This is a genomic window from Alphaproteobacteria bacterium, assembly GCA_017308135.1.
Classification (GTDB): Bacteria; Pseudomonadota; Alphaproteobacteria; order CACIAM-22H2; family CACIAM-22H2; genus Tagaea.
Genome location: JAFKFM010000009.1, coordinates 118,753 through 140,216 on the forward strand (window position 1 = coordinate 118,753; position 21,464 = coordinate 140,216).

The 21,464-nt window shown below is 62.9% G+C and carries 23 protein-coding genes; 6 read left to right on the plus strand and 17 right to left on the minus strand.

All coding sequences use genetic code 11. The features are described 5' to 3' along the window. The 3 genes from J0H39_13720 to J0H39_13730 are packed head-to-tail and all read right to left on the minus strand — an operon-like array spanning nucleotide 1 to nucleotide 2,005. The gene (locus J0H39_13720) at nucleotides 1–513 is read right to left on the minus strand and encodes a TRAP transporter small permease (GenBank protein ID MBN9497809.1); all 513 of its coding nucleotides are present in this window, start codon (nucleotides 511–513) and stop codon (nucleotides 1–3) included. 24 nt (nucleotides 514–537) lie between these two features. Further along, nucleotides 538–1,569, minus strand: coding sequence for a TRAP transporter substrate-binding protein DctP (gene dctP, locus J0H39_13725; protein MBN9497810.1), 1,032 nt, complete (start codon nucleotides 1,567–1,569; stop codon nucleotides 538–540). Nucleotides 1,570–1,594: 25 nt separating this feature from the next. Beyond that, entirely contained in the window at nucleotides 1,595–2,005 is a 411-nt protein-coding gene (locus J0H39_13730) for a hypothetical protein (GenBank protein MBN9497811.1), read from the minus strand. 216 nt (nucleotides 2,006–2,221) lie between these two features. Between J0H39_13730 and J0H39_13735 the strand changes: the two genes are divergently transcribed. After that, nucleotides 2,222–3,136: a LysR family transcriptional regulator gene (locus J0H39_13735; protein MBN9497812.1), complete on the plus strand. Its 915-nt coding sequence runs from the start codon at nucleotides 2,222–2,224 to the stop codon at nucleotides 3,134–3,136. A 235-nt stretch (nucleotides 3,137–3,371) separates the two neighbouring features. Here the strand turns inward: J0H39_13735 and J0H39_13740 are convergent, their stop codons facing one another. After that, a complete protein-coding gene (locus J0H39_13740) occupies nucleotides 3,372–3,941 on the minus strand; it encodes a hypothetical protein (GenBank protein MBN9497813.1) in 570 nt (189 codons plus the stop codon). Nucleotides 3,942–4,276: 335 nt separating this feature from the next. Between J0H39_13740 and J0H39_13745 the strand changes: the two genes are divergently transcribed. From J0H39_13745 to J0H39_13760, 4 genes are all read left to right on the plus strand, one after another. Further along, the gene (locus tag J0H39_13745; GenBank protein MBN9497814.1) at nucleotides 4,277–7,099 is read left to right on the plus strand and encodes a MobA/MobL family protein; all 2,823 of its coding nucleotides are present in this window, start codon (nucleotides 4,277–4,279) and stop codon (nucleotides 7,097–7,099) included. A gap of 460 nt (nucleotides 7,100–7,559) precedes the next feature. Next, on the plus strand, nucleotides 7,560–8,705 hold the full coding sequence (locus tag J0H39_13750; protein ID MBN9497815.1) for a site-specific integrase: 1,146 nt from the start codon (nucleotides 7,560–7,562) through the stop codon (nucleotides 8,703–8,705). Nucleotides 8,706–8,868: 163 nt separating this feature from the next. Continuing rightward, nucleotides 8,869–10,467: an AAA family ATPase gene (locus J0H39_13755; protein ID MBN9497816.1), complete on the plus strand. Its 1,599-nt coding sequence runs from the start codon at nucleotides 8,869–8,871 to the stop codon at nucleotides 10,465–10,467. After that, nucleotides 10,454–11,527: a UvrD-helicase domain-containing protein gene (locus J0H39_13760; GenBank protein ID MBN9497817.1), complete on the plus strand. Its 1,074-nt coding sequence runs from the start codon at nucleotides 10,454–10,456 to the stop codon at nucleotides 11,525–11,527. The genes J0H39_13755 and J0H39_13760 overlap by 14 nt, the downstream gene beginning before the upstream one ends. A gap of 504 nt (nucleotides 11,528–12,031) precedes the next feature. Here the strand turns inward: J0H39_13760 and J0H39_13765 are convergent. Continuing rightward, complete coding sequence (locus tag J0H39_13765) at nucleotides 12,032–13,126, minus strand: site-specific integrase (GenBank protein MBN9497818.1); 1,095 nt, start codon at nucleotides 13,124–13,126, stop codon at nucleotides 12,032–12,034. Between the two features lie 199 nt (nucleotides 13,127–13,325). After that, nucleotides 13,326–13,697: a hypothetical protein gene (locus J0H39_13770; protein ID MBN9497819.1), complete on the minus strand. Its 372-nt coding sequence runs from the start codon at nucleotides 13,695–13,697 to the stop codon at nucleotides 13,326–13,328. Between J0H39_13770 and J0H39_13775 the strand changes: the two genes are divergently transcribed. Beyond that, the gene (locus J0H39_13775) at nucleotides 13,691–13,939 is read left to right on the plus strand and encodes a hypothetical protein (protein MBN9497820.1); all 249 of its coding nucleotides are present in this window, start codon (nucleotides 13,691–13,693) and stop codon (nucleotides 13,937–13,939) included. The two genes, J0H39_13770 and J0H39_13775, sit on opposite strands and share 7 nt — an antisense overlap. A 2-nt stretch (nucleotides 13,940–13,941) precedes the next feature. Here J0H39_13775 and J0H39_13780 read toward each other — a convergent pair whose 3' ends face one another. The 11 genes from J0H39_13780 to J0H39_13830 all read right to left on the minus strand — a co-directional run bounded on the left by J0H39_13780 (nucleotide 13,942) and on the right by J0H39_13830 (nucleotide 21,369). After that, a complete protein-coding gene (locus tag J0H39_13780; GenBank protein ID MBN9497821.1) occupies nucleotides 13,942–14,463 on the minus strand; it encodes a hypothetical protein in 522 nt (173 codons plus the stop codon). Then, nucleotides 14,456–16,090 (minus strand): DUF853 family protein, encoded by a 1,635-nt coding sequence (locus J0H39_13785; protein MBN9497822.1) that lies wholly within the window; start codon nucleotides 16,088–16,090, stop codon nucleotides 14,456–14,458. The genes J0H39_13780 and J0H39_13785 overlap by 8 nt, the downstream gene beginning before the upstream one ends. Continuing rightward, nucleotides 16,090–16,281 (minus strand): hypothetical protein, encoded by a 192-nt coding sequence (locus tag J0H39_13790; GenBank protein ID MBN9497823.1) that lies wholly within the window; start codon nucleotides 16,279–16,281, stop codon nucleotides 16,090–16,092. Before J0H39_13790 ends, J0H39_13785 begins: the two co-directional genes overlap by 1 nt. A gap of 154 nt (nucleotides 16,282–16,435) precedes the next feature. After that, nucleotides 16,436–17,473 (minus strand): phage recombination protein Bet, encoded by a 1,038-nt coding sequence (bet, locus tag J0H39_13795; GenBank protein MBN9497824.1) that lies wholly within the window; start codon nucleotides 17,471–17,473, stop codon nucleotides 16,436–16,438. 12 nt (nucleotides 17,474–17,485) lie between these two features. Then, nucleotides 17,486–18,250 carry a hypothetical protein gene (locus tag J0H39_13800; protein ID MBN9497825.1) on the minus strand — a complete coding sequence of 255 codons (765 nt, stop codon included), beginning with the start codon at nucleotides 18,248–18,250 and terminating at the stop codon, nucleotides 17,486–17,488. Between the two features lie 16 nt (nucleotides 18,251–18,266). Next, nucleotides 18,267–18,611, minus strand: coding sequence for a hypothetical protein (locus tag J0H39_13805; protein MBN9497826.1), 345 nt, complete (start codon nucleotides 18,609–18,611; stop codon nucleotides 18,267–18,269). After that, entirely contained in the window at nucleotides 18,608–18,871 is a 264-nt protein-coding gene (locus J0H39_13810) for a hypothetical protein (protein ID MBN9497827.1), read from the minus strand. The genes J0H39_13805 and J0H39_13810 overlap by 4 nt, the downstream gene beginning before the upstream one ends. 4 nt (nucleotides 18,872–18,875) lie before the next feature. Further along, on the minus strand, nucleotides 18,876–19,151 hold the full coding sequence (locus J0H39_13815) for a hypothetical protein (protein ID MBN9497828.1): 276 nt from the start codon (nucleotides 19,149–19,151) through the stop codon (nucleotides 18,876–18,878). A 100-nt stretch (nucleotides 19,152–19,251) separates the two neighbouring features. Further along, nucleotides 19,252–19,536, minus strand: a complete 285-nt coding sequence (locus tag J0H39_13820; GenBank protein MBN9497829.1) for a hypothetical protein — start codon at nucleotides 19,534–19,536, stop codon at nucleotides 19,252–19,254. Between the two features lie 4 nt (nucleotides 19,537–19,540). After that, on the minus strand, nucleotides 19,541–19,882 hold the full coding sequence (locus tag J0H39_13825; protein MBN9497830.1) for a hypothetical protein: 342 nt from the start codon (nucleotides 19,880–19,882) through the stop codon (nucleotides 19,541–19,543). Nucleotides 19,883–19,893: 11 nt separating this feature from the next. Continuing rightward, nucleotides 19,894–21,369 (minus strand): hypothetical protein, encoded by a 1,476-nt coding sequence (locus J0H39_13830; protein MBN9497831.1) that lies wholly within the window; start codon nucleotides 21,367–21,369, stop codon nucleotides 19,894–19,896. Between the last annotated feature and the right edge of the window lie 95 nt (nucleotides 21,370–21,464).

The window sequence follows — 21,464 nt, forward strand, 5'->3', positions numbered from 1 at the left end:
TCAATGATCCAAGGAAAGGGTGCCGGACTTTGGATGACGCGCAGTGATCGCAGCGAGCGCAAGTCGGATGGCCATCAGCGTGGCTCCGATTGCAACGATCGCGTAAGACGGCGCCAACAGATAGTCGAGAGGACTCGTTGAGTACTCGCGAAACTCATAGGACTCCCACATTCGGTGCCAGACGCCATGCGCGATCATGGCGAAAACGGCTGCAGCAATCGCGTCCCAAATGCACAACAAAGCTCGTTGTATGCCGATGGGCAGCAAGTCGCTAACGATCGTGATCCGGATGTGGCCGCCGGATGAGTAAACATAAGTCAGCGCAAAATAGATGACCGCTGGCATAAGAAACTCGTCGGCGAGTTCGTGCGAGCCAGTGATCGGTGCATTGAAGATGTACCGCAGTAGGGCATCAGCCGTGGTGAGCAAAGTCAGCGCGAATAGAGCTACACAAGCGAGCACAAGAAGCGAACGCTCGGCATATCTAATCGCATTGCCCAATGCATCAATCACGGCCGATACCCTTCCCCATATCAATTAGTTGGACGGACGAATGGCAGCACGCGCGCTCTGCAATTCGTTGTAGACGTCGCGCACGTACCGGAAGCCGCGCCCTTCCAACTTGGCGATCATCTTCTCCGGTGCATCGCGATAGCTATCCTGCCAAGCCCGGATTTCTGCCGGCGTCAGTGTGTGCACCTGTCCGCCTGCCGACGTGAAAATGCTCTTAGCTTCACGGTCGCGGCGATCATACTCGGCACCCATCGCGATCGCGAACTTCTCACCGGCTTTCAGGATGATCTCCTGAATGTCAGGCGGAAAGCTGTTGAAGCGCTGCTGATCGACGAAGTAGAGCGCCAGCAAACTCATCAGCGGAGCGCCTTCCGTCGCGTACTTGGTCACTTCCTGAAGATGGTTTGCGGCAGCTGTCGCTTGAAGATATGCGGCGCCGTCGATCACGCCCTTCTGGAGAGATTCGTACATCTGCGAAGCGGGCAAGTTGATCACACTGATGCCGAGCTCGCGCATGAAGTCGTCGGCGTCGCCGCCACCACCACGAAGCTTAAGGCCACGCGCGTCGGCCGGTAGGCGAACTTGCTTGTTGCGGGTGAAGATTTGATAGGGCGGCGTCCCGGAAGCGGCGATGATCCGAATACCCAATCGATCGTATTCTTGCTTCAATGCGCCGGCTGCAACACGCGTGAATACGCGCGCCAAATGTTCGCCCGACTCGAACTGACCGGGCAGCGACAGCAAATTGGACGCCGGCATGCGCCCGGAAACGACGCCCGGCGCCACGTAAGCGATATCGGCAACACCGGTGCGAGCAGCTTCGATGATGTCGCGCATCTGGCCGAGCTGATTGGCGGGGAAGTACTGAACCTTGATCTTACCGCCCTCTTCGAGCGCGGGGATCATTACGTCGACGACCATGTCGTAAATGACATGGCCTTTGGGAAACGAGTCGGCGATCTTGAGCGTGATCTGCGCCGACACCGAGACGGGCGCTAACATCATGGCAAAGGCTGCGGCCGCGAATAAACGCAACGCCGCGAATGAACGAGGCATTTTTTCCTCCTTAGTTGATTGCGGTTCAGGCCTTGGCAGCCCGTTTCTTCTCGATATCGTCGCGCGTCGGCGCTTTGCCGTATTGAAGCCCTGTCGGGTCGACGGGGACTTCGCCTGTCGTCGTACCAGCGAGTTGGACGACGATCCACTGGCCGCCTTTCGGCGAATGAACCTCGTAAATTTCCTTCTCGGGAAAGTCGATCAGCGTGCCGGGGCCGTATGTCTTTCCGTTGACGATCATCTCGCCTTCCAGAATGTAGCGAAGCTGCCGGAAGCCGTGCTTATGCGGAAACGTGTATGAGTCCGGTTCGAACTTCTGGATCTCGAAAAGGACGCCGTCACGAAAACTCAAGACTTTGATGACGTTGTCGGCAAAGCGCGTTTCCTGCCACGGCAGGTCGTTGACGTTCACCGCTTTGAGGTCGGCGAGCTGCATGAGCGATCTCCCACGATCATACGCCCGTAATCGGGCTTTGTTTGATCCCCGAAGTCTTTGCCTCAATGTCCGTAGACGCAACCGAGAACGCATAGCATAATCAAAACACATGAGAATTATTACATAACTGGTATAATGATGACGTCCTCGCATCGTAAGCGACCTCGCGGTAGGCTTCCTCTGCCAGACGCGCACGCGCTCGAAGTATTCGTAGCTGTGGTCGATGAGGGCAGCTTTACCGCTGCTGCGCGGCGCCTGCATATGACGCAGCCTGGAGTCTCGCGCGCGGTTCGACTGCTCGAGCGGGATCTCGGTGTGGAGCTGCTAGATCGCACATTGCGTCCGATCCGCCCGACCAGCGCCGGCCGGATCGCACATCGGCATGGGCAGCGAATCTTTGTCGAAATGGAGAGCCTTCGCAACGGTTTACGTCGGGTGACGCGCGAAACCTTTCCCAGCTTGCGCATCGGTCTGATCGTATCGGTAACCGCGGCGATCGCCACGCTCGCCAGAGCGCTACAGGGCCTTTCGGAAGATGTCCGTATCTGGACAGGGTTGACGCCGGAGCTTGCACAAGGCCTTCGACGGCGTGAACTCGACATGGTCGTCACAAGCGATCCCATGGAGGATGTTGTCGGTGTCGAACGCCGTCGCGTTCTCCTCGAGCCTTTTGTTCTAATCCTTCCGGCGGCGCAGGCAAAATCGCATGAGAAGTTGAGCTTGAAGGAGCTCGCCGCGCGCATGCCGTTCGTGCGCTACACTGCTCGCTCAATCATCGGCCGCACAATTGAGGCCCATTTGGCACGCAATCGCGTCGATGCGCCACAACGCCTCGAACTTGATTCGTCTGGCTCCGTGTGTTCAGCCGTCGGTGAAGGGCTTGGATGGGCGGTTACGACACCGCTATGTATCCTCCAGGGACGCGCAGAATTGGCGGACGTTGCTATTCGTCCCCTTCCCGGTCCGGCACTCGATCGCGCACTACATGTCGTCACGCGATCAGGCGAATTCACGGATCTTGCGCGGCGAGTCGAAGCGTTGTCGGCCGAAGCGCTCGAAACGGTTCTTCGCGACGCCTTCGGGCGGACGCATTCTTGGATATTGCGACGCGTAGCGACCTTTCCCGGATAACAGCAAAGCGGCGCATTGATCGGCAACTTGCGATAAGAGCCCTGCAAGCACTTCGATGGTCCAACAGATTATTACTGCAATGATAGAACCTGTGACTTGCTACCGATTAGCCATTTTGCGATTACGCTGATTGGCCATGGCTACTGCGTCTAATGTGGCGGTGCGCGCGCCGTGGGATGAATGGTCCGAATTCTCATCGGCTACCCTCCCCATTTCTTGAGGTTAACCGACGGCGTCACTTCACCATGTATGGCGCAATCAGCGCGGCAACCCCGTCCGGCGTTAGCGGGGTCCGCGCGATCATCGTCAGCAAGCGTTTGATGCGATCTTCGTTGAACCCGCGCTGACGCAAATCGCTTGGTACAGCCTCTGCGAACCCAGTCGCCGTCACGATACGATTTTGCGTCTCGACGTCATTGATCGTCTTCCGATGCTGGCGGCGCAAATCCCGTAACTTGGCCGCCATCTCCTTGACCTTCGCGTCAAGCGTCGCACGCTCACCCACCAGTTCGTTGGCTTTTCCGATTTGGCGTAGCTCCGCCTCCGATTTCGGCGGGAGTTCCACGTCGTCCAGCCGGAACTCGGCCACCTGCCGCGCCGACGCCGACACGGCAGGCACTCCCGCCAGATCGGAGGCCGGCGCGGCCGAACCGTCCACGCTTGGCCCGGCGGGCAACCCGGGCGCTCCTTCGCCCGGGGCGGATTGCGGCCGCTTTTTCGCCGGCCGCCGGTTGGCGGCCCCGTTCTCCGAAGTCTCTGGCGCGGCATTCTCAGGGGGCTGATTCAACTCGATTTTCTCAGACATCTTGATCTCCGTGTTTGAGCCGTGCCGACGACCGGCAAGGTCATGGAAATCATTGTCGGGCCACCCCCTTAAAACGGGGCGTCGCCCCGCCGAAAACGTCTCGACGCCCGCCTATGCCCCCCGTCGCGGCGGCCGATCGCTGATGGTTTTAAGGGTGTCGGATCCAAACTGGCCGCGTGCGTGGCGCCCGGCAAAGTCGGGCGCCCGCGCGCACAACCGGCAGGCGGCCGCGCAAGCGGCCGCACGCCTCCGTTGCCGACGGGGACCGGCGGCAACGGCGCAATTACGCATTGCCTGAGCCAGGCAACGCGGAATCGACGTTTGGAGACGAGAAAATGAGCCTCGATGACCTGATAAATGACGGTTGGCCGCGCGCGGGACGGCTCGACGAGAGCGAGGAATTGCGCGCGATCCGCGCGCTCATGAATGGCCCGCGCGGCCCCATGGTCAGATTCAATTGGTCGGCAGCGCGGCCGCGGCCTGCGCGAATCGTCGCGCCGACAACCGAATGCGGCTATCGCGCGCTATCGATTGGTGTCACTCCAACGGCTACCAAAGCCTCCACTTTCCATCTGCGGATGAGCTCGACTTCGAAGAAGCCGGCGCCGCAAATCCCGCGCGACGTTCGTCGAGGACATCGCATAGCTCTTTGGCCAAGTCGCCGAGAAGTCCGGCACCTCAAATCCGTTCCGGAGGCAAAACGCCATCGCTCGACGCGCATGTGGTCTCTGCCCACCGGCCACGCGTTTCTGCGGACACCGATTGGCCAAACTTTGTCGTCGGATTTTGCCAAGGCGGTCGCCCATCTCGGCCGCGAGATCGATCCGGATAAGCGGGCACTTTCACGGGCGTTGAAGCACCAGCGCTACATCGAAAGATCCGGTGGATATTCCAAGCGCGCCGAGGAGATCGAGCGGGACGAACACGGCCCGATCATTGCCGGCAATATCGGCCTGTCGCCGGATGCGACCAAGGCTTTCTGGCAAGCGGCCGTGGAGGAAGAAACGCGTCGCGATGCGCGGGTTCAAGATCGGCTGATTGTCGAACTTCCTCATTGGATCCGAGCATCAGATCGCCGGGCGATCATCGAGCGCTTCGGGCGCGTGTTCGGCGAACGAAACCTCCCTTGGTTCGCCGCCGCGCACCTTCCCGACCGCCATGGTGACGATCGGAACTACCACATGCATTTGGTCGCCGGCACGCGGCCGTTTTTGACCAAGCCGGGCAATACAGACGATGAGGCTGGATGGACATTCGCGCCGACCAAGGACCGCAAGACACAGGGATCTGAGTGGATCACATATCTTCGTCGCCAGTTCGCGGACATCGTCAACGACGTCTGCGCGGAAGCGGCTCGTCGCGATGGCACGGAAGTGAATCGCATTTTCTTCCCAGGCCGCGCCGCCGAGATCGGGCTGACACACGCGCCGAGCGTTCATCTCGGGCCCGCGAAATCCGCCTTATTGCGCCGCGGCCAAGGCACGGCGCCCCGACCGGTCCCGCCGTTGTTGTTTGACACGATCGAAAGCGCGATCCGGTGTTACGTGCGGGATCGTGAGTCGATCGCGCGCGCGACCGAGAAATTCGACCTACTTGAGGAGCGGGATACCGGAGCTCGCATGATCCGTGGCGTCTGCTTCGGTCGAATCGACGCCGCACGCCGCGCGGTCGAATCTTGCGGACGCTTCCTCGATCAACTCAACGAAGATCAATCTACGGCTCAAGTGAGTGCCGAGGACGCGGCCCTCGTCCGAGAATTCGAAGCGGGCGACTTCCTCCGGCGTTTTACGCGTGCCGGTGAAAGCGTCGCGGCCGCTCTCGTGGCACTGGCGGAGTTCGAAGCGGAAATGCGGCGCGATGAAATGGCCCGTCGCCAAGCCGATGCGACGCCGCCCGCGCTTGCCGATGGCGAGAACAAACATCGGCGGCTCGACGAAGTCGACTCCGAATGGGTCTTTCGGGAAATCGCCGAACGCTTGAAGCGCCCTTGGGTGCCGCGTAAGGGCGTCGACGGCAAGATGGTCCGGGTCGTTCATGTCAAGCAAGGCGTCGCGACAATCACGATCGGCGACGATATCGAACTGCGTCTCCGGCATTCGACGAATCAGGGCTGGCAGGTCGAGTACCCACGCGAACGCGACGAAGAATGGTTACGCGGCGCGTCTTACGATGTCCGATTCTGGAACAAGGTTGTCCGATCGCTGATATCGATCACGACTTTGAACCTCGGCGCTGAGACAGTGAAAGCGATCATCTCGCGGCATGGCCTGGCAGCCCAAGCCAGACAGCGCGGACAATCGATCGAAATCGAAAGTCCTAGAGGCCTCCTTCGCGTCGCCGCCGACGGCCGACGCGCCGATGTCTACGGTGACGATCCCAGCCTACGCGCAGCGTTCCAAGAGATCGCCGATGCGCGCGCAAAGCTCCGGTCGGACGTGCGGGTTCTCCAGCTTCTCAACGCGCGGCGCCAGCCGAAACCCGAGGGCGTGATCGCGCGTCCCGATCGACCCGTGAGCTTCAGCACGCTGCTACGCAAAGCCTACGAAGTGAAGCCACATGACCCGATCGAGTGGCGCTACCTTTCCAACACGGCACATCTCGAGAAGATACATCGACAGGCGCTCGCGCGATTCCACCCGGCGCCGATCGAGCGGGTCACGCCAGTGCCCACCGCGCCATCGCCGGCGACCGGAAGCGCGATCAACCGCGATCAGCCGACCTGTGCACATGTAAGAAGCGAGCCAACCGCGAAGACGCAGCGCACCGACACGCGCGCGGCAGCGGCATCCGTCGAGCCGTCGCCGACGGTGCCTGTATCGCCACCCTCGACGGGAGGCGGATGGATAGATAAGGCACGAAACGCGTTCGACGCGGTGCGCGGTTTCTGGGGTCGGCGTCCGGACCCGACACCGCCAACACCTCCCGCGCCGACGACGCCCGGCGTGCGCGCGGGGCCGCAGACGCAGCCTAGCGAAGCGCCCCAAACGCAGCGATCCGCCGTCGTCAGCAAGCCTGTGCCGGCGGTCGCAAAAGCCACGTTGGCCCCTCACGCTTCGGCACCGCCCGCCCCGCTACCCGTGGCGGGCGCGCAATCTCCGAAAGCACAGATCGCGGCGCTCTACACGACGCGAAGCCGGGAACGCGATCGCGGGCGATGATGTCACGCGTAGGCTTCGATATCATTTAACATATTGAAATATAGTGATTTTACCGGCGCTTCGAAAAACCGGGAAATCGACTGAGTTGGCACGACGGCCGTTTTTAAGTCGCTGCGTGGATACTCTTGTCGATGTCGCACCAGGACGACAATTTCGGCAAGGGCACCCCGCCCCCGGCACCCGACCGCGAAGAACGCGGCGCGGGTCGCCCGGGCGCGTCGCCCTGCGCCGGGTCCTGCGATCGGCATCATCGGCGGGACGCTTTCGTCCCGTCGTCGGCCGGTTCCGTCCCCCATCCCGAAAGGGGAGAGACGGCAACCTATGACGTTGCGACCGCCGCGCGAGTTCTCGGCTATACGCCCAAGAAAACGCGCAAGCTGGTCCGCAACGGCGACTTGCCCCGGTTGCCCTTCGGCGGCAGGATTCGCATCCCGGTTTGGGCTATCGAGGAGGTACTCGCATGTCGCGTCCCGTCGAACCCGCTCGCCTCACGCAGCTCACCGAAGGCGGCACCTGGTACATCTGCTGGCACGATGGCACCCGAGACCGCCGCCGTAGCACGCGCACTCGCGATCGCCGACAAGCTGAAGCGGCGCTCGCGGCGCACATAGCGGCCGACGGCAAACCGGCCGACCGGCGCAACGACGCGCTGGGTGCGGCACCGCGCGCGCAAGCGGATGTCGCGATCGCGGATGTGCTGGCGACCTATCTCGAGTCATTTCCCGATGGCGCGCCCAGTGCCGCGACCGCCGCGGTGCACGTCACGCATCTGGTCGGATATTTCGGAACGCAGTCGGTCAGCGCGGTGACGCAGGCGGCCTGCACCGTCGGCTATCCGCGCTTTCGTGCCGACGCCAATGCGCGACGCTTGCGCCGCACGTCGCCCGCACCGATCAAGCCCGGCACGCTGCGCCGTGAGTTGACCACGCTGCAGGCCGCCCTCCAGCTCGCCGTGCGCGAGGCGCGACTGATAAACGCGCCGACCGTCACGCTGCCGGCGGTGCCGCCGACACGCGAGCGTTGGCTTTCGTCGGAGGAAGCCAACGCGCTGCTCGACGCCGCCGACGGGCATGTGCGTCTCTTCATAGAACTTGGCCTGCACACTGGTGCGCGGACCGCGGCGATCCTGGATCTGACCTGGCCACAAATCGATCTCGTCCATAACCGGATCGATTTCAATCCGCCGGGCCGGCCGCAAACGGCGAAGCGTCGGCCGTTCGTCAAGATCAATGCGACGCTGCACGCCGCGCTGACTCGGGCGCGCGAAGCGGCGAAGGTCGAAGCCGAGAAGGCCAAACGGCCGCCCTGCCCGTATGTCGTGAACTATTGCGGCGCGAAGATCGCTTCCGTGAAGCGAGCGCTCGCGCGGGCGATCACGAAGGCCGAGTTACCGACGCGCGGTTGGGATCGCGTGACCGCGCATGTCCTGCGGCACACCTTTGCGACATGGTCGGCGCAGGCGGGAGAGCATATGCATGATATCGCTGGCGCGCTCGGTCTTTCACAGCCGCGTACCCTTGAGATCTATGCGCATCACCATCCCGACTATCTGGGCGGCGCAGCCGACGCGGTGGCGGAACGGTTGGCGAGGACCCCTAAGAAATAGCCGCAAGTCTATCGCGACTGGCCAAACGTCGCGAATTCCCGAGATAGGAGTTGGAGTTCGCCTAGACGAGTACGCGAGGAGATTTACCGACTAAGTGTGACCATAGAACAAGCAGTTGCTTTGGCAATCAGGCGAGGCAGCGCAATAGCCGGGCGAGGAGCGAATGTATATCAGGAAGGTAGTGATCAAAAACTACAGGTGCTTGCGCAATTCAGAAGTCGTGCTGAACCCGAAGCTGAACATCCTCGTCGGCGACAATGAGTGCGGCAAGTCGACACTGCTGGAGGCTATCAACCTAGCACTGACCGGACAGCTCAACGGGCGGTCATTAGCGCAAGAGCTACATCCGCACCTTTTGAACCGCGATGTGGTCAAGGAATACGTGGAGGCGCTGAAAGCGGGCAAGCCTGCCCCGCCTCCTGGCTTCAGCATTGAGTTGTTCTTCGGTGACGATGCTGATCTTGCTGAGTTCAAGGGCATCAACAACTCGGAGAAAGCCGACGCGTACGGTGTGAAGCTTGCAGTCGAGTACCAGGCATCATTTGCTGCAGATTACACAGCCTATATCAAAGACCCTGCAGTGGTGCGGACGGTACCTATCGAATATTACCGTGGGGTTTGGACGGGCTTCGATGGCAATACCTATTCTCCGCGCGAAGTTAAAATTCATCCGAAGCTCATCGACGCTAGTCAGATTTCCGGTAACGTCTATGCAACTCGATATCTCGTAAACGCGGTCAAGGAAACGCTGGACAGGCCCGAGCAAATCGATGTGGGGCTATCCTACCGCCTGATGAAGGAAGCTTTCGGTAGCGACCCACGAGTCAAGAAAATCAACGACGGACTCTCGGCGAAGAAAGACCCTATCACCAATAAAGTCTTATCGATCGCTCTGGATACCACCGCTCGTGGCGGCTGGGACTCTGGAATCATGCCGATGCTGGATGACATCCCACTGCCCCTGGTTGGCAAGGGCGAACAGAACTCAGTAAACTTACGTATCGCTATGGAAAAAGCGATGTCGTCGCACATCTTTCTGATCGAAGAACCGGAAAGTCACCAATCGCCGACGAACCTAGCCCGATTAATAAGTCAAATTGACGCGAGGCGCGGTGATCGGCAGGTGCTAGTCGTCACACACAGCAGCTTCGTGCTTAACAAGCTCGGCATCGAAGGCGTCCACTTGTTCTACGGTGGCAAAAGTAAACCTCTGACAGCCTTGAGCGCCGACACGCAGAAATACTTCAAAAAGCTGCCGGGCTACGACACGTTGCGGCTTGTGCTTGCCCGTAAAGCTATTCTGGTTGAAGGACCATCGGACGAGCTTGTCGTACAGCGCTCCTACAGAAAATTGAAGGGCAAATCCGCCATGGAAGATGGCGTAGACATCATTGAGGTTGGCTCTTTAGCCTTCAAACGGTTTTTGGAAATCGCAGCCATTTTAGGCAATCCAGTTGCCGTCGTGACCGACAACGATGGAAATGTGAAAGCGCTGAATGAGAAGTATTCATCCTTCAAGGACTTCAACAACATCAACGTCTGCTATAGCAACGACGAAAGCCGCAAGACGTTAGAGCCGCAACTTGTGGCGTCTAATGGGGCCGATATCGTGGAGAAAATAATCGGCCGCAAGTTTGATGACGAGGCGGCACTTATCGAATGGATGACCAAGGGCGCGAATAAGACCGATTGCGCACTGAAGTTCGCCGAAACCGATATTGACTGGAAGGTGCCGGAGTACATTGCGCGTGCCATCGAGTGAGATCATCATCGCGGCCGCTGGCGGCGGCAAGACGACCACGATTGTCGATAGCGCGTTGGCAGCGGCTGAGCGCTGTGCGCTTGTGACTTATACGATCAACAATACCGACGAGATTTCCCGTAGATTTTACGACCGGGCGCGCGCCATCCCTCCGGGTGTATCTGTTATGACGTGGTACACGTTCCTACTGCGTGATTGCGTTCGGCCATATATGAGCGCCATCCTCACCCAGCCTGTGGCCGGATTTCATTTTACTAATGCAAAGTCTGCAATTGGCATCGCACGAGCCAAAGCCGATATCTTCTTCTGCGATAAGCGTGGATACGTCTATTCAGATAAAGTTTCGCAACTTGCCTGCGAGTGCGACGATGCGATGAAAGGCGCTGTAATGAAGCGGCTAGCTGAGCGATTTGGCCGCATCTATATTGACGAAGTTCAAGATCTAGCGGGCTGGGACTTGGAGTTGGTCGAAAAGATTCTGCGTGCAGGAATCAATGTGACCCTGATCGGAGATCATCGGCAAGCGACCTACCGGACCAATCCTTCGCCTAAGAATAGGCAATTCCAAGATTATAAAATAATTGATAAATTCAAGTTATGGAACAAGAAGAATCTTGCCACATTGAAGTTCCTCACGGAAACCCACCGCTGCAACCAAGAAATTGCAGATTTTGCTGACCGGTTTTTCCCCAAAGACGAGGCTACTGTTTCCCGCAATAAGGTTGTGACGGGCCATGATGGCGTATTTTTAGTTGGCGCTAAAGAAGTCGAGGCTTATCGGGAAAGGTTTCAGCCTCAGGTGCTGCGCCTAAGCCGTCAAACCAAAGAATGTGACTCCATGAACCCGATGAATTTTGGCGAATCGAAGGGGCTGACGTTCGACCGGGTGCTCATCTTCCCCCACAAGGCAGGCAAGGACTGGCTCGGCACCGGAGACTATTCCAAGATCGAGAAAGTAGCCTCAAAGCTATACGTCGCTGCAACCCGGGCGAGGTATAGTGTCGGCTTCGTGTGCGACAAGGTTAGCCCAATACCCGGCGTTACACGCTGGGCACAATAACTCTCCAAAGAACAGAAAGGGCAGGCCGGTCCGAAGCGGTTCGCGTCGATGCTTCCAGTCGGCAGTCCATCAATCTGCGGCTTCGCCGCAATAGCGAGCTTGATACGGCAATATCTGCTGCGTCTGGGTTGCCTCACTCTGTGAATAGAGTTGCCTCTAGTGGGCTGCCCCCTAATGTCGCCCAATCAGTCAACGCGAAGTCGTGGTTCTGATCAGCAAACACGAATTTTACTTTAGCGTCGTCAAGGAGGCGCTGACCGCACGCCGCCAATTGTCCGACATCAATCCTGAGGCCAAGTGTACCTGCGGGAAATGCGGGAAACCCCGGGAACGAAGGGGCAAAACGGGGCAAAAACGGCCTTTTCGGCCCCACGCCCGGCGGGCGTGAAGATCGACGAAAAAGCCTGATTTTTCAGGAGGTCCGGATGGTGGGCGCTACAGGGATTGAACCTGTGACCCCTACCATGTCAAGGCGGTGGCCTTGTTCCGAATTGCGTCGCTAGATCAATTCGCTACGGATTTCAGCGCAGGCGACTGCACCAGATTTGCACCAGTCTCGACAGGCAACAGGCCCAAGCGCGGATGGCTCGCACCCCATACGCTCGAGATCATCGGCAGCGCATCGGTCGGCATCAGGTGGGCATAGCGCTCGACCATCGAAAGCGTCCGCCAACCGCCCTCGGCCTTGAGCAGCAACAGATCCTTGCTCAGTCCATAGAACCACGTCGCCCAGGTGTGGCGCATGTCGTGCGGCGTGAATTCCTCGATCTTGGCCTTGCGGCACGCGGTCGCGAACGCGCGCTTGAACTGCCCGCCTTCCTGGCGCTCGCGATCGACATAGGGCTCGCCGTCGTCGCGCCGGAACACGGCGCCATTGCGATGACGCAGTGCCGCCAACACCGCCACGGCCGCCGGCGGAAGGCTCGCCGCGCGATCGCTGCCATTCTTCGTGTCGACGAACGCCGCGCGCGCCGCCGCGAGATCGACCGTCTCCCATTGCAAATCCATCATCTCGCCCGCCCGCGCCCCCGTGCAGAACGCGAAACGGATCAGCGGACGCAAATGCGGGGCCGCCGCCGATTCCAGCATCAACGCTTGCTCTGGCAGCAGAAAGCGCGTGACCGGCCGGGGCTCGGTCTTGCGTTCGAATTTCGGGGCATCGCACCATCCGCGCCGGGCCGCGTGATTGAGGATCGCTGACAGTGGGCCGATCACGCCTCGGTTCTTCGTTGCGGGGGCGGCATCGGTGCCGACGAGCTGGCGCACGGCCTCGTCGACGGCGGCTTGATCGATATGCTCGATCTGCCAGCCCGCGAAATAGCCCTCAAGGCGTTCGATGTAGAACAGCGTGGCGTCGGACCGCGTATCGGCGCCGTCCTCGATATAGCTCAGCGCCGCCCGCTCGAAGGAAACGCGATCACGGGCGCGGCCACCTGAGATTCGCGCTTCAAATAGTTCCGCTTCCCGCTTCTGGCGGACGACTTCCGCCTTGCCGCGCTCAATTTCTCCCGTAGTTTCGAACAGACGGCGGCCTCCGACAGAGCCGCGGAGGTACCAAACCGCAGAGCCGGGTCGCTGGACGAGCTTGAGCGCGGGCATGGCTGAGACTCCAATCGGGCGAATTGGGCGGCGCTGATGGTAATGGCACGCCCCAATTTCGTGAAGTGCGGGCGCTCGGCCAGGATATCGCGCAGCTTCCGCTCGGAAACATGCAGCCGTGCCGCCGCTTCAACCAGGGTCAGCGGCCACGGAAGCCGGTCGAGCGGCAGGCCCTGGATCTCGGCGAGCGTGGGGCGGGTCATCCCACCCTCACCATCTTCGGCCGCTTGATGTGCCGAGCGCGATGCGCGACCTGCCCCGGCGTGCCGTATTCGTGGCGCGGCGAGGTGTCCCAAAATCGACGGAACCGAACGCGCGATCGGCGGCTGAAATAGGCGCACGACGCGGCGTAGATCGCATCGCCGGTGCGCTTGATGGTGACGCCGAACGTGTGGCGCTGCACGGCGTAGTCCGCGCGCGTCATCGGCCCGGCGAACGGATTGTCGGTTCTCGCCTTCATTCCCCACCCCCACATGCTGCGGTCACGCGCGGCGCCGAAACGCAACGGATTGTGGCCTGTCGGTTTGTTCTTGCGGCGTTCATGGTCGGCGCTACGGTCCCGCCATGGCATTGGGCTTCGACATCTACGCCAAGCGGCCGGACATGTTGCGCGATCTGGTCGAGAACAGCGACGCGCGCGGCGTTGAGATCCGATGCGCGCCCTGCGCCAAGGCGCTGTCTATTCCGCTGGCCGCGTTGATCGCGCAATTCGGGCCGGACGCGCCCCAACCCAAACACGCGGGCCCGTTCAAATGCCCGTCGTGCCGACGGCGCCCGACGTTCTTCTCGTGGGTCGGGCCGAACGGGATTTAGCATCACCCGCCCTCCGGCTTCGGGGCGGCGGGCTTGGGCGTTGCCGCGCGCGGCATCCAGTAAAGAGGCGCGACGGTTTCAGTGTTGGCCTCGTCCCACCACGCAGGCTCGTGCTCGTCTTTGTCTTGCCAGAACGCTTCGCCGATGCAGTCGCGCGCATCCAGATAGATGATCGGCGTCCCATCCTTCGGCGCAGTCTTGATATCGCGCCACTCCGGCACCGCCGCGCCGCGCAGGCGGGCGAGGACGGCGGCGCGAGCTTCGTTGGCGCGTTCCAAGCCGCCGTTTACCCATTCGTGGTCGGTAACGTGCTGTGCGGCGATCAGCGCATCCACCGCCTCCACGGCGCTCGGGCTCGGCGCCGGTCGGGTGTTCCAGCCTGCTTTCGAGCTTTCCGCGTGACAGGTCATGCACTGAATTTTATCGACACGAACCATGCCGTCGTCCGTGCCCATCATGTGCCAGAACTGATTGAGACTTTCGCCCCCGCAAAACGGGCACGGCTTGAGCGTCACGTCAGCCATTGGCGCCTCCAAAGAGAATGTCCGCCGCGAGAACCCCGCGGCCATCGGAGGTCACGAGCCCGTTCGAGCGGAGCCGCGACAGATACGTGTTGAAGGTGCCGCCGCTCGCCGCCATGCCGAGCGCTTCGGCAAGCGACGTGCGATCGATCGGGTTCGGATACGCCTCGAGAACCCTGTCGAGCATTCGGCCGACGGCGGCGCCGAGCGATTCGCGCCACATCGCTTGGATCTCGGCGGCGGTCTGCGGCTGCGCGGGCATCGATCCCGCTGCGGCAAGGCCGGCGGCCGTCGCGCAAACCATGCCGTTGCTCTGGTCGATATAGCCGGCGGTGCGCAGGCGAGAGACGTAGGTATTCCAAGTGCCGCCGGATTTCTTCATGCCGGCGAGCGTGGCCCATTGCGCGATAGTGAAGCGCGCGGGATGGCGCTGGGCCAGCACGCGAAGGATGCGCATTTCGGCGCCACCCTTGGCGGCCTGGGCCACCGGGGTTTGAATTGGCGCGTGATTAGCCACGGGCAGCGGCCGGGGCGCCGGCGTCGGGGTCGTCGGCGTGGCCGCGCGAAACTGGCGCACCACCGCTTCGATCGACGCGCCAAACTCGCTCGCCATTTGCAATCGGCCTTGAGCGATTCCCTCCGCAACGCCCCGAGCATGCTCGGCCACCATCATCGCTGGATTGGGCGCGGCCTGGGCGAGCTTCGCCTCGAGATCGGCGATCCTCTTCCGCAGCGCCTTCGGGTCGGCATCCGCCGCCTTCGCCTGGACCTGTGACAGCCGCGCGCGAATGTCGGTCAAATCGACCTCGGCAAGGCGTGTCGGCTCCACAACCTCGTCGTCATCGTCGGGCGTGCGCGAGCTGTCGAATGTCTTGATGGCCGGGAACTTGACGCGCTCAAGCAGCCCGGCGGCCGGGCTCCATACATAGCCCTCGCCGGTCTTAAGGCGCGGCAGATCGGCAAGCAGCTTCTTGCCCTGGTCGCGATCCGCCTGCCCTTCGATCCAAGCGCCGATAGCGTCGCGATCCTGCGGCGCCGTCAGCTTCATTGCGACGAGCGTCCCGGCTTGCGAGAGAACGTCCTTGTGCAGCACGGCCGGCCGCTGGGAAATCAGCCACGGACGAAACCCCTTGATGCGCCCGCGCCGGACGATCTGTTCGACGCGATTGAGCATGACGGTCTGGTCGGGAAGCGGACGCTGCGGCGCGAACATGTCGGCTTCGTCGAGGATCAGATAAAGGGGTTGGCGGTTATGCGCGTAAAGCGCTTCGAGGAACGCGGTCACGAACCGCACGCGCCCGCCCATTGTCATGGCCGAAACATCGACCACGCATTGAAGGTTGCTCTTGGCGATCAAGTCGCCGAGCGCCGCGCCGGTCGTGTCGTCGATCGGCACGTCGGCATGATCCCCACCGAACACCACGACGGAGAACCCGGCGGCATTCCCGGCCGCGTTGGATTTGAGGCCCCACCATGCGCCGGTCGGGTCGAGCACGCAGACGCGCGCGCCGGCGGACAGAAATCGCTCTGCCGTGCCCTTGGCGGTGTAGGTCTTGCCGCTGCCGGTCGTGCCGACATAGGCGACGACGCGCTGGGCCGCTTCGTCCGGGATCGGGTGCGCGCCCTTCATCACGCATCCCTTTCGTTGCCGGTCGCGACCAGCGCGCGGAACTGGCCGAACGTGACGCATTTGTCGCGCCGCAGTCCGGCCTTCGCGCGCGCGACCATGAGCTTGAGGCGGCGCATTTCCTTCGACGAGGGATGCGGCACGACGACGGGGCGGCGAATCTCGGGGAACTTGATGACGTTCGATTTGGACATGGGGCACCTGGGTTCGAGAAAGGGTCCGGGGTCTATGCGGCGGTACAGGGAGGGAAAAACCGCCGCCTCGCTTTGCCGCGCCGCTGACAACAGCGCGACGGGCCGCCCGGTCAGCCGTCGCCAGCGCCGCCGGGATCGGCGGGGCCGGTCGATTTCATTCCGGGACGGCCTCCAACTCCGCACGCCGATCGGCGATGGCACCGCGCGCGTTGGCCTGCTGGATCTTCGCGAGCCGCGCGATGTTCGGTTCGTTCGCCAGCGCCCAGGCCGTGAGCGTTTCGGGATCGGTGATCTGATCGGCGATTTCCTTGACCGCCTTGTAGGTCGGTTGCGGCGGCCAGGGCGGTAGCGCGTCGGGGTCCGGCTCGTCTTGCGGTTCGACGCCGCTCGTGTCGCCCGTCTCCGCATAGCGCTGCGTCAGCCGATCGGCCTCGCGCTCGTCCGCCTCGGTCGGCTCGGGTGCGGGCTCGGGCGCCACGAATTGTTCGCGGGTCGGCGCGGGCGGCGGCGTCACGTCTTTCATCGGCGCGTGATCAAACGCACCCGCTTCCTCGACAACAGCTTCGTCTCCGAGTTCTTCAGGGAAAGCCCGGCGCAGCGCGGCGGCTTCGGCGCATTTCTCGATCTGCCCGTTCGGCCGCTTCTGCCACATATCGTTGGGCACCTCGGTCCGTCCCATGCGCGAGTAGGTTTCCAACCAATAGACGCGCGGCCCCGGCACCGGCACGCGCTGGCCGTCGATCAGGCGATAGACCGTGAGTTGACACCATTCGGGAAAGCGCACCGTCGCCTTGACTTCGCCCTTCTTGGTCTTGCCCTCGAACGTGCGCTCGATCGTTTCGCCGAACGTCGCGGCATCGGCGCCCGCGTAAGCCTTCGTCCGAAATGCCGTCGTGCGATGCTCGGCTATGCCCGGCCAAACCGTTTCCTTCATGGAGCTGCTTTCCGAATCCCAGATCGGCACGATATGCACGACCCGCTTAAAGGGATCGAGGCGACGGGCCTTGCAATAGGAGAGCGCCAGCACGACGGAGTCCGGCGTCTTGGCGGCGGGAAACACGGCTTCGACCAGCGCCTTCCATGATGCGCGGTCAACGCCGAAACGCTCTTCGAGGCCCTTGGGATAGGGCAGGCGTGGCGGCGAAATCGTCGCGAGCGCGGTTCCGGCGGTTTGGTTTTGGGTGTCGGTCATGATGCACTCCGATCAGCGCACGGCGGCGCTGGTGTGTTGATAGATGCGCGCCCCGCGCAACTCGCGCCCGCCCGCTTTGACGAAACCGTTGAGCGCAGTTTCGAGGGCGGCGATCGGCAGATACGGGCGCAGTGCTTCGAGATCCAAATCCTGGCGCGACGCGATTTCGCCTTTCCAGACCTGGCGCAAGCTGGCGACCGATCCGATCTCGCCGCGCGTGCGGCTGAGTTCCGCGGGCCTCGCGGCGGCTTGCTCGGCCGCACTTTCGGCCTCGGCCTCTTTCGCCACGGCCGCGTCCATCGCGGCGGCAGCTTCGTGCGTGGCGCCCCGCGCTTCGGCTTCCTGGGCGGCGCGCGCGCGGGCCTCGGCTTCCTCGCGGACCCGGCGCGCCTCTTCCTCGGCGGCCCGTCGGCGTTCGGCTTCCTTGGCTTGCAGGTACGCGGTCAGCTTGCGCTCGGTTGCGATCTTCAGCGCACCCAGCGGATCGACGACGCTGGTCTTGAAGAACGTATCGACGATGCGCCCGCTCGCCAGGAACGGCTCTTTCGCATCGACGCGGCACGCTTCGGCATTCTTGATCGCCGCCGAAACGAGCTTCACGAAATCCGCGACCTTGCCCGCCGAATTGTCGTCGGTGATTTCCGGCATGCGGCTGGCGGCGGCCTGCAACTCGGCGGCCCGGTCCAGCAGCGGCTTGTTGGATTCCGCCAGCCGGTCGCGCAGATCGGCGATGGGGTCGGGCGGATTGTTCGACAGGTTGTAAGCAGGTTCGGCCATTGGATTTCCTTTCGAGTTAGAACGGGAGTGCCGTTGCCATCAGGTCGATGGCGCGGCGGGGTTGGGCTTTGGCATCGCGCGGGCGCCATTCGCGGGCATGCGCGTGGTCGGCGATCTGAAATCTGTATTCGGCCTCGTCGATCGGCCGGCCGGTGCGCAACCAAACATCGTCGAGCGCGACGGTCTCGCCCGCGATTTCGGCGGCGAGAAACGGCGAACGCTCCATGGCGTTCGTTTCGTTGCCGGGCTCGCGCGCCGTGACGTGGCGATAGATCCGCGCGGGCACTTCCGGGCCGCCCTTCACGAGGCGGACCATCCAGAAGCCGGGTTGCGGCGCATCGATGGGGCGCGCATCGCTCATTCTCCCCTCGCCTGCTGGATGTTGCGCCGCTCAACCCCGAACGTGACGAGGCGATGATTCGCGGGGAACGGCGTCTCGATGACGATCCGCGCGCACGCCTGCTGCTCGCGCGAATGGAGCCGCGTGCCGGTCATGTCGGCGGTGTCGCGCCAGGTGATCGGGCGCTCGATGATGACCATCGATCCGGGTTCGCGGTCGCAGCGCGTGGCCGTTCCCTCGGCGATCAGACAAGCCGCGATGAGGCAGATGATGGAGGTCATGGCGTCACCGCAACTTCGCCAGGGTGGCGCTCGCCGCATCTTCCAACGCGATAAGCTTGTCTTGGGCGATGCGGACGGTGCTGTTTGGCGCGCCCAGCGGCTTGCTGCGGAATGCCGGGCGCTCAACGCGATCAAACGTCAGCAGATCGCCAAACACCCGCTCGCACTCGATCAAGAGTTCGACGGCCTCGTTGATCGCAGCGCAGTCAGCCAGGAAGTCCGTCTCTCGACCGGCGCGATGCACGATCACAGATTCGAGCCTGTGCAAAAGATTGCTCACAGCGCACCTATCGGCCGGCCGGTGCGCATCGCTTCCCGGCGACGCGCGAGATTCGCGCGCGCACGACGCCACAGCGTGAGGCGGGACCACAGGCGGCGGATCACGCCGCGTCCTCCCGGCGCCCGTCCGTGTACATGTCCTTGGTGGACTGGATCAGCGCCGCGTTCTCGCGCGCGACCTGCTCCATCAGCACTTCGCGCGCGATCAGCGGCAGAAAGTCGATGGGCTCGCCCACGCGGACGTGCTTGCGCTTCAACCCGTCCAATTTCGTCCGCCAGCCGGTTGCGGCGTAGATCCGGCCGTCGCCGTACTCGACCTCCAGGTCGAATTCAGCTTCGCCGTCGTCGCCGTAGCGCAGCGTGGCTTCGGTGCGGAGCGTGCCCATCGGATCAGTCCTCGACCCGGCGCCAGCCTTCGGGCGTGTACTCGCGCTGGCGGCGCACGTGGTACACGCCGGGCTCGAACTTGATCGTCTCGTGCGTGTCGTTCGGGCGCAGATGCTCGAGCGTGCCGCCCTCGCCGCCCACGACGACGAAGCAATCCATGATGCTGTCGGGCAGCCGGCGCAGCGTCACCGCCTCGCCTTCCATCACGTGATGATGGCCGGTTTCCGAATGCGTGACGATCAACTTGCCGTTCTCGCGCGGCACCTCGACCGTCCCCTTGGGCAGCGCCGCGATCTTGCGGATGTAGATGTCGCCTTGCGCGCAGACTTCGTTGAACTTCTTCATGATTTTTCCTTTCAGGTGCGAATCTCGGGTTTGAGGAATTGACGGGCGTCGTCGAAGCCGAACGTCCAGGCATTGGCTTGAAGCGCGGTTTTCATGGCGGGCGGGACCGGCAACGCGAACTCGCGCCCCGTGCCGCAGCGGACCTGGAGGAATTTCTCGCGGCCCGAGCCCGGTAGATCGACCTCGATCAGCGTGCCGATTTCCGGATCTTCGTCGCGGTCGATCGTCTTGGCGGACAGCGCCGTCAGGATCGAATTCCAGCCGAGGATTTCGCAGGCGGCGCGGCGCTGCTCGACATTGGCCCAGGTCAGCGCCTTCTCGGGCGTGAGCGACGCGCGATCCTCGATCCAGTCGCCGGGAATACGCACGCCGTGCCAGTGATAGAGCGACCAGCCGTCGCGCCAGCGATGCGATGGGCCGGTTTCGCAATGAGGGCGATTTTCGGCATCGACTTTCAGGACTTCGGGAAAGTCCGACACCATGCAGAACTCGGGATGCATGACGCGGAAGCCGCCGTGGATCGCGGCCCGTTCCCAATGCGCGTAGGCGTCGTGTTCCTTGAGGCGCAGGCCGAGAATGTCGCGCGCCGCCGACAGATAGCAGTCGTAATAGGCCCACATGTTGCCGCCCTGGTAGACGGCGGCCCAGCGCTTCGCGCAGGCGATGCCGAGTTTGCCAGCGAGATCGAAGCACGCTCGCGCCGCGGCGAAATCGTGCAGGTCGATCGCATTGCCGGGCATGGGGCTTTCGCCGGTGGCCGCGCCGGTGGCCGCGTCGGTGGCCGCGCGGGTGGCCGCGTAGGTGGCCGCGCCGGTGGCCGCGCCGGTGGCCGCGTCGGTGGCCGCGCCGGTGGCCGCGCCGGTGGCCGCGTAGGTGGCCGCGCCGGTGGCCGCGCGGGTGGCCGCGCCGGTGGCCGCGCGGGTGGCCGCGTCGGTGGCCGCGCCGGTGGCCGCGCCGGTGGCCGCGTAGGTGGCCGCGCGGGTGGCCGCGTCGGTGGCCGCGCCGGTGGCCGCGCGGGTGGCCGCGCCGGTGGCCGCGTCGGTGGCCGCGCGGGTGGCCGCGTCGGTGGCCGCGTAGGTGGCCGCGCCGGTGGCCGCGCGGGTGGCCGCGTCGGTGGCCGCGCCGGTGGCCGCGCCGGTGGCCGCGTAGGTGGCCGCGCCGGTGGCCGCGCCGGTGGCTTTCGCAGCGCGTCCGCTTTGCTTCATCAAGCCCGGCGCGTTCTCGTGCCAGATCGCGGCGGCGGCGCCATACGCGAACGCCATCACCAGCGGCGACGGCACGATCACGACGCGCGGGGTTTTGAGACCGGCGGCGGCGTACATGCCCTTGATCGCCGGGATGATCTTGTCGGGCTCGATCGGGTCGGTGCGCATGGCGCGCGAAATCCAAAGCTTCGCGTGCTCGTCCATGCGGCGCTTTTCGTCGGGCGTGATGCCGCCATGCGCTTTGCTCGGCGTGCGGATGATTTTCTGGCTGGCCTGGCTCATATCCCCTCCCGTGTCAGCGGGTGCCCGTGATTGGGCTGTGGGGGGAAAGTAAAGCATTGCTTTGCTAGTTGTCAAGCATTGCTTTGCTTTCGGGC